The organism is Sorangium sp. So ce119 (assembly GCF_051524405.1).
In the GTDB taxonomy this organism is placed as follows: domain Bacteria; phylum Myxococcota_A; class Polyangia; order Polyangiales; family Polyangiaceae; genus Sorangium; species Sorangium cellulosum_G.
This window is the reverse complement of sequence record NZ_CP150311.1, coordinates 377,608-390,598: the sequence shown is the minus strand read 5'-3', so window position 1 is coordinate 390,598 and position 12,991 is coordinate 377,608. Positions and strand designations below refer to the sequence as shown.

Sequence of the window (12,991 nt, the reverse complement as noted above, 5' to 3'; positions counted from 1 at the left end):
GGGCGGGCGAGGGGGGCGCGGGCGGGAGCCTGCCTATCCGCGTGTCTATCCGCGTGCGTGCTGCTTCTCCCGCGGCGCGCCCTCGCGCCCGCCCTGGGCCGCGCCCGCGAAGACCTGGAGCGCGCCGGCGGGGTCGGGGAAGACGACCACGTCGCGCGCGGGCTCGCCGGGGCCATAGCGCAGCCAGAGCAGCGGCCACGCGTAGGCGCGCACCGCCTGCGCCACGACGCGGCCGCCGGCGGCGAGCGCGGCGAGCGCGGCCGCCGCGATCTCGACGGTGCCGGCAAATCGGTGGTTGTAAAATTCCGGCTCGACCACCCGGTCGCCGCCGCCCCTGTAGGCGGTTCGTACCGCGCGGGGGCGGAGGTCGAGGCAGCGCAGGGGCTCGGGGGGATCGGCGGCGCCCAGGGAGCGCTTCAGGGTGCCCTCGAACGAGAACAGCGCGGGCACGAAGGACATCTCGGGCGGGGCGTACAGCTCGCGCACCTCGATCGGGCGGTCGTGCACGTGGCGGAGGCGCACCCGCCGCACGCGGCCGCCTCCCTCGCAGGACGCGCATCGGGCCGGCGCAGCGCCGGCGGCCCCCGCGTCCGCCGGCGCTGCGGCGGCGCCGAGGCACGCGGTGCAGGGCCGGGAGCCGAGGTCCTCGGCCAGGCGCCGGTGGGCGCGGGCCTCGAAGGCGTCCGGCAGCGGCGGCTCTCCCCGTTCGAGCTGCTGCGCGGCCTCGGGGCTGAGGTCGACGACCTCGGCCCAGCCCTCGCGGCGCACGATCGACGCGAGCACCACCAGCGCGGCCACGCGGCGCTCCTCGGCCGGGTCGCCGGGCGGCAGCTCGAGGCCCTCCGCGCGGGCGCGCCCGAGGGTCGGCAGGTACCGGGCGACGGGGGCGGACGGATCCACGCTGGTGAGGCTACCGTACGTCGCCGCCCGGGTTCATCTGCGGATCGCGCGCCGACCGCGGGAGGCATCTCCCCGGATTTCCTCACCGCTGCTGGCACGCTACCGAGGAGCCCCGATGACGAACGACATCTCCCCCTCGCCCATCGACGCGCCCTACGCGCAAGACCTCGCTGTCTCGCTGCAACCCGGCGAGGCCGCCGTCGTCCTCGCCCTCCCGTTCGAGGAACGCAACACGATGTTCGGGCACATCCACGGCGGCGCCCTGGCGTCGCTGGTTCCGATCTCCACGTCCTCGTCGATGCGTGCGCGCGGTGCGGCCGCCGCGGAGCTCCGCACTGTATCGCTGCATGTCGACTACGTCCGCGCGGCGCGCAAACCGGTGGTGGCAGAGACCCGATCCGTGCGCCGGGCGCGCGAGCTCGAGTTCTTCGAGACGCGGATCACCGACGCCGACGGCAATGCGATCGCCCTCGCGTCCTCGATCGTCCGTCAAGGCACCTCGCCGGGTCCGGCAGAGATCGCCGGACCATCGCAACGCCCGCTGGGCAGCGCGTCGCGCGAGGTCGAGAGCGCGATCCAGGAGGCGATCGCGGCCAGCCCGTTTCTGTCGCGCCGCCGCGTGAGCCTCGCAGGGGCGGCGCGCGGCGCCGTCGAGCTCTCGCTGAGCGCGGCGCCGGTGAACCTCGACCGCACCGGCAGCGTGCACGAGGGCGCGGTCCTGTCGCTCCTCGACGCGGCGGGAGCCACATGTCCATGGACGGTCGTCCCGGCGACGGCCGGGGCAGGCGGAGCCACCATCGCGTTGCACGCCCAGATCCTGGGACCGCTGCCGGCGGCGGATCTGGTCGCGCGCGCCGCCGTCCGCGCGCACAAGGACCGTGTGCACTGGATCGACGTCACCGTCACGAGCCCGGCGACGGGGGACGTGCACGCCCTGGGGACGGTGGTCTATCGCTTCAACGAGGCGAGCGTCATCGGATCCACCTGAGGCATCCCCTCGAATTCTTCGGAGAATAATCACAGGGAGGCGGGGAGGCGGGGAGGGAATCTTCAAGATACTCCCCGCCTCCCCGCCTCCCTGTTCAATTTCCCCGCTGGAAAGGGCTGCACCATGAGGGGATTCCCCAGGTGATCCATCGGTGGCCACGGCGACGCTCCCTCTCCCGACGCGGAGAGGGAACGTCGCCGCGCCCTCGCGCGCTCTCTCAGGGCGAGACCTCGAACAGGCACCGCGTGATCGGGATGCCGACGTCGGCCCACACATACAGGTAGTATTTCGTCCCCGGGACGAGCTCCTCGGGGCTCCCCTGGGCGGGATAGCCCTGCTTCGTGTTCGGCAGGACCTCGCCGTAGGTGATACCGCTCTTCACGGGCTCGGCCTGCCAGGGCACGTCGAGCCGCCAGATCGTCCCCTCGGGCAGGTCGAGGTTGGGCGGAGCGCCCGGGTTCGCGGCGTCCGCCGACAGGACGTAGACATAGCGGGCGTCGCCGCCGGCCCAGGTGACCTTGCCGGCGGCGTCCACGCCTTCCCCTGCCGCGCAATCGCTCGGCTCGTACAGGCTCTGCTCATGGATGGGCCCGCCGAACGGGGTCATGTCCGCGAAATCCTCCCTCGTGTATCCGCGGCGCTCGAGCTCGCCCTCGAAGAACGCGATCATGCGCGCCGGGTCCGTGGTGGGCAGGCCGGCGGTGTCGCGGGAGAAGCCGTTGTTCTGATCGGCCGGATACGCGCCGAGCGCCGCCGAGGAGACCCAGCCGGCGGCCAGCGCGAGGCCCGTCGGATAGAAGCTGTCGGTCCAGACCGGCCCGGCCTCGATGTACCAGTTCGACGTCCCCGTGGCCGGCGCGGCCTTCTCCGAGTGACAGCACACGCACCCGCACGCCTCGGTCTGCTCCGTGACCCACGCGAGCTCGCCGAGCCACTCCGGGTCGGACAGGCGTGGGTCGTCGCTCGGGGTCTTGAAGTCGGAGGGAGGCGCGGGCCAGTAGGGGCGCTGCGTGAGGACCGGCTCGCACGACGCATAGTCGGTGAACAGGCGGCCGGGCTCGGTGCAGGCCGAGATCGTGCCGAACGTGCAGACCTTGCCGTCGCTCTGCCCTGCCGGCTCGCCGTCCTTCGGATCGACGCAGACCTGCTCGGGCCACTGAAAGACGGCGCCCCCCGTGCCGATCCCGCTGCCGCCGGTCTCCTCGGTCACGCCCTGGCAGGCGTCGGGCTCGAACCGGCCGCCGCCGAAGACCTCGCAGCCGCGCTGGGTCGCGGCGCACTGGCTCGCGTCGTCGCCGGGCAGGACGATGCTGTACTCGTCCTCGGTCCCGCCGCCGAGCACGCACCGGCCGAGCGCCTGCGGATAGGCGCAGCTCGCCCCCGCCGCGAAGGTGCCGCCCTGGAGCGCCTTGCAGTCGGCCTCCGCAGCCTCCGCGGTCCAGCCTGTGCCGGTGTAATCGCGGCACTCCTCGGCCTGGGTGATGGCGCTCGTATAGACGCAGCGACCCGGCGCCACGAACGCCTCCGGGGCGCCCTCGTCCTCGTCTCCTTGACAGGCGCCAAGCCCTCCGAGGGCCGAAACCACGAGCGCAGCGCCCAGCAGCGCATGCGGTGAACGGAGGAGATCTTGCTTCACGGTCGAACCTCCTGAACGTCGCCTTCGAGCGACGGTCGAGTGTTTTCTGGCTCACTTTTGTTTGTGCGGCGAGCGCTCCGGTTAATATCGTTTGTTCATGCTTGTGCAACCTTTGTTAACTCTTTGGGCGAAAATTGCGGTTCCAGAATTGTTGTACAAAATACATTCACGTCGATGGCGTGTCGCACCCGAGGCGCGTCAGTGGGCGTGGGTGAGGTGCCGTCGGCGCGAAACGCATCGGTCTCGGCCTGCGCCCTGGCGGCGCGGACCGGACCCCGCGAGAGCAGGCAGCGACGGGGCACGAGCGAGAGGCTCGAGTCCATCGAGGCCCTCGCGCCGCCCGGGAGATCCTTACCCGCGAGCAAACAGTGGCTGACAGCAGCGTCCAGCGCGCCGGGGAGAGCTCACGCCCGGGCTGGGATCACGTCGATCTCAGGTGCGTCGCCCCGAACGCGCCCCGACCCTGGAGTCTCTCGGATACCGAACAGGCGAAACCCCGAGAAAACGAACCACAGAGGGCACAGAGGGCACAGAGGGCACAGAGGGCACAGAGGGCACAGAGGGCACAGAGGGCACAGAGTTCTATTGTTGTTCCTCTGTGTCCTCTGTGCCTCTGTGGTTCAAATCTCTTCTTCCTCGTTGTTTCAGGCTGATCGGCGCTCCAGGCCCGTGCCCAGGAGCTCCTCGAAGATCGGCCGCCGCGCTGCGCCCGTTCGCGCCGGCTAGGGCGACACGGCCGATCCGAAGGCCTCGTCGCTCGTCGCGCCCGCCCCTTCCAGGGCCGCCTGGGCGCTGTCGGCGAGGTTGCCGCCGAGGAACACGAGCACCTCCCGGCGGGCGTCGCCGAACGCCACGACGACGTCCCCGAGGCCATCGCGGTTGAAATCGCCGGCGCGCGAGAGCTCCGTCTCCACCGCGCCCCCGCGCCGCGGGGTCATCGCGGCGTCGGGCTCCGCGTCGAGGCTCTCGCCGCCGCGGAACACGTACACCTTGCCGGAGGCCCCGACCTCCGGCGCGCCAACGAGCACCTCGGCGAAGCCATCCCCGTCCAGGTCCCCGCCCGACGAGACCGTCTGACCGAAGCGGTCGGACGGCCCTTCACCGTGGAGCTCGAGGTCGGCGGTCGCGTCGAACTCCGCTCCCGGCCCGCCGAGGAACAGGAGAGCCATGCTGCTCACCGGCTCTCCAACGAGCAGGTCGGCAAACCCGTCTCCGTTGACGTCCCCTGCGTCGAGCGAAAGGCCGAATTCTCCCTCACCGACCAGGAGGCCGTCAGGTACGGTGTCGAACGCGCCGGCCGAGCCGAGATAGACATGGACGCGCTGGCTGCCAGGCGCGCCGACCGCGACGTCCGAGAAACCATCGCCGTTGAAGTCCGCCGAGGCGACCGACGTGCCGAACGCGCTGGAGCTCTGCACCCCCGTGAACATCACGCTGGCGTCGCGATCGAGGCCATCGGGGCCGCCCGGGAACACGTAGGCGCTGCCGGGGTCGCTCGTGATGGGGGGGCCCTGCCCCGGGGCGCCGACCACGACGTCCGCGTAGCCGTCACCGTCGATGTCCCCGGACGCCAGCGCTTCACCGAACCTGCGATTGTCGCCAGGCAGGCTCCCCGAGAGGTCCTGGGCCGGAGGCCACGTCCCCGGATCCGTGGAGCTCCCGAAGACCACGCGGACGAAGCCCTTGTCGTCCCCGAACGCCGTTGCCGCGATCAGGGCGTCGGCGAACCCATCGCCGTTCACGTCCGCGGTGGCCGCGGTGCTCCCGAACCCGGCCGCTTCGATGGGGGTTCCGCTCATGTTCACCCCCAGCAGGAGCCCGTCGGACGCCGCATCGAAGCCGTCGCCTGCTCCGCCCAGGAACACGTAAGCGGCTCCGCAAGGGATGTAGCCCGGGACCGCGTAACCTGTCGCGCCGACGAGGATGTCGTCGAAGGCGTCGCCGTCGAGATCGCGGTGGCCCCGTCCCACGTTGATCCGTCGGACGGCAGAGGGAGCGGAGCAGGCGTCGCCCGCGCACGCGCGGACCCGCCAGTACACGCGGCTGCCCACGGGAGGAGCCGCGGAGCCCTCGAGATCGGCGGCCGGCCGCCAGCGCGTCGCCGTCGTCGTCTCGGTCGCGAGGAGCGCGGCGAACGAAGGGTCCTCGCTGAGCTCGATCGTGTACTCGATGGCACGCTCGCCGGCCGACACCGAGGGTTCCCAGACGAAGGTGGGTCGACGGGTGTCGGGCACGCGCATCGAGCCCACCGCGGCATCCTGGAGCGGCAGCCTCGGGACAGGCGTCGTGGGAGGCCGCCCCTCGTCGCTCCCGCCGCTGCCGCCGCCGCCATCGCTGCCATCGCTGCCGCCGCCGCCATCGCTGCTCCCGCCGCCATCGCTGCTCCCGCCGCCCAGACCGGGGTCTCTTGTCACGTCGTTGATCCCGAGGAGATCGGCGCATCCGAGCGAGAGGGGGGCGAGCGCAAGCCACAGGGGAAAGGAGCTCCGCATCCGTCAAGGCTACGCGAGGGGTGAAATGCTCACAAGACGAGCTGTCGCGCTCGGGTGTCGCTGATTCGATGCGCGGGTCGCCGCAATGTCACGACGCCTGAGAGCCGGCATGATCCTTATACAGTCGCTCGGGAGCTGTCTACGCCGCAGGGGCGGCGTGGCGGTCGCTCCCTCCAGCTCGCTGGTGGCTGCCCCCTCCAGACCCGGAGGGCCGAGGTCCCATGCCCCGCGACGGCTAGTCGACGAAGAGCGGCGCGAGGGAGCCCGTGCGCAACCGCGCCGCGAGGTCGGCGATGGCATCGCGCAGGGCGGGCAGCGCGCCGCTCACGGACGCCACGCGCGCGGCGAGGGCGTCGCCGGTGTGACCGTCGAGCATGCCCTCGATCGTGGCGTGCAGCAGGTCGGCGACGCGCATGTCGTCGATCGGCGCGTCGAGCTCGAGCTCGAGCTCCAGCAGGACCGCGTGGTTCGGCGCGCGGGCGGTCGTCAGCGCCCGGATCCAGCGCATCACCGTCGCGCGCGGATCACCTGGCGCGTGCGCGGCCACGAGGTCGAGCAGCTCCGCGCGGGTCGGCACGTTCAGCAGCAGCGCGAGGAAGAAGCGGAGATCAGGGTCGTGGACGTCCGCGCGGCGCAGCATCAGGTCCTCGGCGCGCGCCGCCCCGTCGAGCGTCGCGAGCAGCGGGCCGGCCGAACCGCCGAAGCGGACCGCGGCGGCCCCGAGCACCGCGTCAAGCCACGCCTCCGACCTCCTGTACGGCGCCTTCCGCGCCGCCCCGTGCGCGTGCCGCGCCGCCAGCCACACGGTGGCCAGGTCGCTCTCGGCGATGGCACGCGCGATCAGGCGATCATACCCCGCCGGGTCCGTCGCCCCGAGCGCCGTCAGGAGCTGCGCGACCCGCGCGCGCGTCGGGTGCTGCTCCTCGGCGCGCTGGTCGAGCGCGAGCGCCGGCGGGAGGTAGCTCCACTGCGGGCCCAGGTCGGCCTGCCTGCGCGTCCGCACGACGACGCTGATCGACGGCCGATCGAGGTGAAAGAGCGCATGGATGAACGCGCGACCAGGCGCGATGGTGCGCACGTCGCCCGCGCGCAGCCGCTCGCTCGCCAGGAACCTCAGCGCGCCGATCTCGAGGGTGCTGCCGAGGGTCCGCTGCGGGGTGAAGCCGTAGGTCGTGTGCAGGCTCGATCCCTCGAGGACGCAGAACGCGCCGGCGAAGCTGTGCTGGTGGATCGCTGTCGTGGCGTCGACCCAGCAGAGGACCTCGATGTAGAAGTCCGGCGCCTCGTGAACGACGATCTGTGGCTGGCCGAAGCGGGGATCGGGCGGCTGCACGGGCAGCGCGTCGTCAAAGACGAACGCGTCCACGACGTCGCGGTAGGTTGTGTGATCGCAGGGGGGCAGCTTGCGCAGCGCAGCGGCGGCGATCTCGGCGAACGCGCCGGGCTCGAAGTCGCGCGCGCGCCAGCGTCGCTGGATGAGCGTGCCAAGCTGGTCGAAGAACTCCACGGTGCCTCCTGGGGGCGCGGTCGACGCGCGGCTGGAACAGCGCCCGCCGAGCGCGCATTGCAGACCACGTGCCAGGCCGGTCGCGCCGGCTTTCTGCGCTGGCACCGCCCATGCTTGGCGGACACCGAGCGCGGTGCATCGTCCGAGACCACCTCGGAGGCGCAGTGCTCGATGGGAGTCATGACGATGAACAGCATCACACCGAGCCACCCCGATGAGCTGATCCGTGCGAGCCAGGAGACCGGCGCGAGCCGCGAGGCCGCCGCGCGGCCCGCGCACGGCCTGCGGATCAGGTCGAACCTCAAGGCCGGCGAGCAGCCCGTCGATTTCTGGATCCCGCTCCCGTGGATTCCGCTCCCGGGCTGATCCCAGAACCCACCTGGGCCACGAACACCGCGACTTCAACCCACCTGGGCCACGAACACCGCGACTTCAACCCACCTGGGCCACGAACACCACGATGAGACGGGCCAGCGGCTCCGCTGCTGGCCTCATCAGCGGCTCGGCGCTCTAGGCTCGCCCTCTCGCCGCCGCCGTCGCATAGGGCGGCTCGCGGCCGGCGCGCACGGCGGCGAGGTCGGCGCGCATCGTCCTCGCGTCGGGGTAGCGCTCGTGCTTGAGGAAGGCGAGGGCGCGGTCGACGACGGCGCACAGGCCGGGGGGCGCCGTGGGGGCGTGCTGCGCGAGCGGCGGCGCCTTCTCCGTGGCGACGGCGATGAGCAGGCGCGCGTCCTCCAGCTTGCCGTGGATCGTGCGGCCCGCGAGCAGGCGGAACATCGTCGCGCCGAGGCCGAACAGATCGGTGCGGCCGTCGATCTCGCGGATCAGGCCCAGGGCCTGCTCGGGCGCCATGTAGTCGTCGGTGCCGATCGACACGCCCGTGCTGGTCTTCGTCATCTCCGGCACGCCCGCGACGTTCTCGAGCAGCGGATCGAGGACGCGCGCGAGGCCGAAATCGAGCACCCGCACGCGCCCGTCGTTGCCGATGTGCAGGTTCTCGGGCTTGAGATCGCGGTGAACGATGCCGTGGTCGTGCGCCACGATCAGCACGTCGAGGACCCGCTCGGCGAGCGCGATGACCTGGCCGACAGGGAGCGTCCCGTGCCGGACCATGCGGTCGAACACCGTCTCTCCCTCGAGCAGCTCCATGGCCATGTAGACGACGCCGTCGTCCGTCGCCCCCGACTCCAGCACCTGGGGCAGCCCCTCGCAGAGCGGCGCCACCGCGGCCAGCGCGCTGCCGATCGGCCCCTCGCGCAAGAACCGCTTTCGCACCTCGTCGATGCAGGCGAGCTCGCTGTGCAGGACCTTGACCGCCGCCACGCACCCGTCCGCGCGGATGCCGTAGAAGACGCTGGCCATGCCGCCGATCCCGAGGACGCGCACCGCGGTCCATGGGCCGATCCGCGTGCCGACGCGCTGCTCTGCCAGCTCCTCTTCGGTCATGCGGCGATGCTATCACCGGCGCCGCCCGGCCGATCTCGTCTTCGGCCGGCGGCCACGGCCCGCTCCGCCGCGCAGGGGCCGCGGTCCTCGGCGCAGGGGCCGCGGTCCTCGGCGCAGGGGCCGCTTCCCTCGGCGCAACGGAGGATACTCGACGCGATGCCTGCCACGCCCCTGTGCTCCCTCCCGCCTGCTCACCGCCCCCTCGCGGACGCCCTCGCGCTCGGCCCCGCCTTGCTCGAGCGCGCCCGCTCGGCGGCGGCCCCGTGGCTCGCCGCCAGCCTCGTCGACGGCCCCGCCGTGGTGCTCGGCGCGGCCCAGCGCGCCGGGCGCGTGGTCGACCTCGCCGCCTGCGCGGCGCGCGGCGCGCCGGTGCTCCGGCGCGCCACGACGGGCACGGCCGCGTTCCTCGGCGGGCGCGGCGTCGTCTGGACCCTCGCGCTGCCGCACGTCGCCGCCCTCGCGCCCGACGCCACGGCGCGCACGCTCCTGAACCGCAACGTGCGCGGCTTCCTCCGGGGCTTCGCCCGCGCGGGCGCGCCCGCGCACTACTTCGGGCGCGAGTGGATCTCCCTGCAGCACCGCCCCGCCGCGCTGCTCGGCGTCGACGCCGCGCAGGACGGCGCGGTGCTCATCGAGGTCCTCGCGGGCCACGACGCGCCGCTCGCGATCCCGGCCGAGCTCGCGGCGCCGGACGAGCGCGCGGTCGACCGCTGGCAGGGCAAGGCGCCGGCGGCGCTCGCCGAGGTCCTCCCTGCGCGCCGCTCGCTCGAGGAGCTGGCGGGCGTCGTGATCGAGGCCGTCGCCGTCCGCGCGGGGCTCCCGCTGACCGACGGCGGCGGCGCGCCGGAGCTCGCGGTCGAGCGCTTCCAGCCCATCGCCTCGCCCGACGACCCGGCGCCGCCGGGCGCCGGCCCCGCGGTGGCCGCGCGGGTGCCCATCGGCTGGATCGAGGCCGCCGCGCTCGGCGCGCCGTCGCCGCCACGCGCGTGGATCGGCGGCGATGTCCTCACGGCGCGCTGGCTCCTCGAGGCGCTCGGCCAGGGCGCGGCCCCCGCGCCCCTGGACGCCGAGGCCTCGCCGCTCGAGGGCGCCAGCCTCGCCGACCTGCGCGCGCTCGCGCAGCGCGCGCTCTCCGCGGAGCGCAATTCCGATCGATGACCGCGCCGCCCGGCCGCCGCGGCGCTCCTCGTCCTCTCTTCCTTCTCCGCTCCTCGCGGGCCGCCGCGACTACACCCTTGGGGTGAGAATGCCATCCACCCGCACGTCGCCGCTTGAACATCGGTATCCGGCTTCCTGACGAAATCGCGACGTTCGGGTCGGAACATGGCAATCAGGAACATTCTATAAACGCTTGCCTGCTCATCCAGCCTCGGAAACGATGCGTTTGACCGCGGAACGCTCGAAGCGAAACCATCACAAGGGACTCCGCTCGCGTTCACCGGCGGCCGGAAGGAAGATCCTCATGTCAAAGGATTTGCTCTGCCTCATCGTCGTGGGCACGGCCCTCGCGCTCGCGACATCACCAACCCTGGGGGCTGGACACTCGCCCGCCCCGGACAGCCACCCAGCCGATGGGCCGACGGCGGATCTCGCGAGGGGCCGCGGCGCTCATGCACCGTCATGCCGTGCAAGATCACGCCGCTGCGGCGTGGTCGCGGTGAACGATCCGCTCGCCGCCGACGTCGGCGCGCAGATCCTCGAGCAGGGCGGCAACGCGATCGACGCCGCGGTCGCCATGGCCTTCGCGATGAACGTCGTGGAGCCCCCCGCGTCGGGGATCGGCGGAGGCGGCTTCATGATGGTGCACCTCGCGCACAGCGGCGAGACGCTCGCGCTCGACTTCCGGGAAAAGGCGCCCGCGGCGGCCGAGGTGGGCATGCTCGCCGGAGGGTCGTTCACCGAGGTCTCGACCAGCGGAATCTCCGTCGGGGTGCCAGGCGCCGTCCTCGGGCTCGCCACGGCGCTGGAGGCGTGGGGGACATTCACCCTGGCAGAGACGCTCGATCCGGCCATCGTGCTCGCGGAGGTCGGGGTCCCCGTGAGCGAGTTCGTCGCCGAGAACGCCGCGAGCGCGAGGACGACGCTCCAGCCGGAGACCAGGGCGATCTTCAGGCGCCCCGACGGCACGCCGCTGCAGGCCGGGGACATCCTCGTCCAGCCGGATCTCGCCCGCACGCTCGATCTCATCGCGCAGGAAGGCCCCGCCGCCTTCTACGAGGGCGAGATCGCCGAGGCCATCGTCGACGCCCAGCGCCGCGCTCGGTACGACGGCGGGGAAGGCCGGATGACCCTCGACGATCTCGCGCTCTACGACGTCGCGCTCCGGACGCCAGTCATCGACGATTATCGAGGCTTCACCGTCGCCTCGATGCCCTCGCCGTCCTCGGGCGGGCTCACGATGATCCAGATCCTGAAGATGCTCGAGCGGTTCCCCGCCGGCAACGAGCGCCGCGGGTTCGGCTTCGGCGAGACCAGGACGCTGCACGTGATGATCGAGGGCATGCGCCTCGCGTTCGCGGATCGGGCGGTGTGGATGGGAGACGACGATCTCGTGGACGTCCCGGCGGCCGGCCTCCTCGCCGATCCTTATGTGGCCACGCGGAGCGCGATGATCTCGGAGACGACCCGGATGGCCAGGCCAGCGGCGGGCGAGCCTCTACCGTTCGACGGCCGCGTCCCCGCGGCGCCGCTCGCCGACGACCACGAGGAGGGATCGACGACCCATTTCAGCGTGGTCGACGGCTGGGGGAACGTGGTCGCGTGCACCGTGACGATCGAGCAGCTCTGGGGGACGGGCATCACCGTCCCTGGATATGGCTTCCTGCTCAACAACGAGCTCACCGATTTCAATCGCCAGCCCGCCCCGGCGCCGGGCACGAACAACGTCGCGCCGTTCAAGCGGCCGAGGAGCAGCATCTCGCCGACCCTCCTCTTCAAGCGAGGCGAGCCCTTCGCGGCGCTCGGCTCTCCCGGAGGGGCCACGATCATCAACTCCGTCCTGCAGGTGGTGATGAACCTCCTCGATCACCGGATGACGCTTCAGGAGGCCGTCGACGCGCCGCGGATCTCGATCACGTCTCCGGCAGGGGAGGTCACGGTCGAGCCCGGCTTCCCGCAGACGTCGCTCGACGGGCTCGCGGCCCTCGGTCACCCCCTCACCGAGGGGGAGATCGGCGCGGTGAACGCCGTGCTCATCGATCTCCGGAGCGGAAAGCGGTACGGGGCGGCCGACGGGCGGCGCGGAGGCGCGGTCGGCGAGGCGTGCCGGCCGCGGCGCGGGCGGGGCTGCGCGGCTGCCCACGAGTGAGCGGGCAGCCGCGGCGCCCTGATCAGCCGTTGCGGGATCTTGTCGATGCCAGCGCTACACGGCGACGTGGAGCGGCTGGACCACCGCGGCGAACACCGGGAGCGCCTCGCAGCGGGCCGCCAGCGCGGCCAGCGCCGGCCGCCGCGCGGCGTCGGTGAGGGTCGGGTGCGCCTCGCCGAGGAAGCGCAGCGCGCAGGCCACCGCGATGTCGGCGTGGCTGAAGGCGCCCAGCCACCAGTCGTCGCCGCGCCGGGCGGCGCGCTCGCGCTCCAGCAGATCGAGCGTCTCGCCGATCTGCGTGACGCAGCGGCTCACCCACACCGGGCTGCGGCGATCGCCGGAGCGCAGCACGTGCTCGTAGAGCAGGCTCACCGCCTTGTCCGCGAGCCCGGTGGCGAGCGCGCAGACCCGCAGCCCGGCGCGGCGCGCCTCGCCCGAGGGCGGCAGGAGCGCGCGCTCGGGCCCCACCATGCCGTCGAGGGCGTCGAGGATCGCCGCGCTCTCCACGAGCGACTCTCCGTCGTCCGTGACGAGCACCGGCACGCGCCGGAGCGGGTTGTACTTCGCGATGGACTCGGCGTCTGCCCACACCGACCACGGGCGGTGCTCATACGCGAGCCCATGATGCTGGAGCGCCACGGCGACGCGGCGCACGAACGGCGAGTCGTACTGGCCAATCAGGATCATGGCCTGCCTGTAACCGAGGACGCCGCGC

Annotated in this window: 10 protein-coding genes; 4 read left to right on the top strand and 6 right to left on the bottom strand. The window is 72.6% G+C overall.

Annotated features, from left to right (window positions below; genetic code table 11):
* Positions 1–45: 45 nt before the first annotated feature.
* Entirely contained in the window at positions 46–900 is an 855-nt protein-coding gene (locus WME76_RS45775; RefSeq protein WP_437962515.1) for a hypothetical protein, read from the bottom strand.
* Between the two features lie 115 nt (positions 901–1,015).
* Between WME76_RS45775 and WME76_RS45770 the strand changes: the two genes are divergently transcribed.
* Positions 1,016–1,888 (top strand): PaaI family thioesterase, encoded by an 873-nt coding sequence (locus tag WME76_RS45770; protein WP_437962514.1) that lies wholly within the window; start codon positions 1,016–1,018, stop codon positions 1,886–1,888.
* A 217-nt stretch (positions 1,889–2,105) separates the two neighbouring features.
* Here the strand turns inward: WME76_RS45770 and WME76_RS45765 are convergent, their stop codons facing one another.
* The 3 genes from WME76_RS45765 to WME76_RS45755 all read right to left on the bottom strand — a co-directional run bounded on the left by WME76_RS45765 (position 2,106) and on the right by WME76_RS45755 (position 7,523).
* Positions 2,106–3,524, bottom strand: a complete 1,419-nt coding sequence (locus WME76_RS45765; protein ID WP_437962513.1) for a proteinase inhibitor — start codon at positions 3,522–3,524, stop codon at positions 2,106–2,108.
* Between the two features lie 722 nt (positions 3,525–4,246).
* Positions 4,247–6,016: an FG-GAP-like repeat-containing protein gene (locus WME76_RS45760; protein WP_437962512.1), complete on the bottom strand. Its 1,770-nt coding sequence runs from the start codon at positions 6,014–6,016 to the stop codon at positions 4,247–4,249.
* Between the two features lie 235 nt (positions 6,017–6,251).
* On the bottom strand, positions 6,252–7,523 hold the full coding sequence (locus tag WME76_RS45755; protein WP_437962511.1) for a hypothetical protein: 1,272 nt from the start codon (positions 7,521–7,523) through the stop codon (positions 6,252–6,254).
* A gap of 186 nt (positions 7,524–7,709) precedes the next feature.
* Here WME76_RS45755 and WME76_RS45750 point away from each other — a divergent pair, with 186 nt between their 5' ends.
* Entirely contained in the window at positions 7,710–7,889 is a 180-nt protein-coding gene (locus WME76_RS45750; RefSeq protein WP_437962510.1) for a hypothetical protein, read from the top strand.
* Between the two features lie 144 nt (positions 7,890–8,033).
* Here the strand turns inward: WME76_RS45750 and WME76_RS45745 are convergent, their stop codons facing one another.
* Positions 8,034–8,969 carry a serine/threonine-protein kinase gene (locus WME76_RS45745; protein WP_437962509.1) on the bottom strand — a complete coding sequence of 312 codons (936 nt, stop codon included), beginning with the start codon at positions 8,967–8,969 and terminating at the stop codon, positions 8,034–8,036.
* Positions 8,970–9,125: 156 nt separating this feature from the next.
* Between WME76_RS45745 and WME76_RS45740 the strand changes: the two genes are divergently transcribed.
* The gene (locus WME76_RS45740; protein WP_437962508.1) at positions 9,126–10,127 is read left to right on the top strand and encodes a lipoyl protein ligase domain-containing protein; all 1,002 of its coding nucleotides are present in this window, start codon (positions 9,126–9,128) and stop codon (positions 10,125–10,127) included.
* Positions 10,128–10,626: 499 nt separating this feature from the next.
* A complete protein-coding gene (ggt, locus tag WME76_RS45735) occupies positions 10,627–12,276 on the top strand; it encodes a gamma-glutamyltransferase (RefSeq protein WP_437962507.1) in 1,650 nt (549 codons plus the stop codon).
* A 54-nt stretch (positions 12,277–12,330) separates the two neighbouring features.
* Here ggt and WME76_RS45730 read toward each other — a convergent pair whose 3' ends face one another.
* Positions 12,331–12,963 carry a glutathione S-transferase family protein gene (locus tag WME76_RS45730; RefSeq protein ID WP_437962506.1) on the bottom strand — a complete coding sequence of 211 codons (633 nt, stop codon included), beginning with the start codon at positions 12,961–12,963 and terminating at the stop codon, positions 12,331–12,333.
* Between the last annotated feature and the right edge of the window lie 28 nt (positions 12,964–12,991).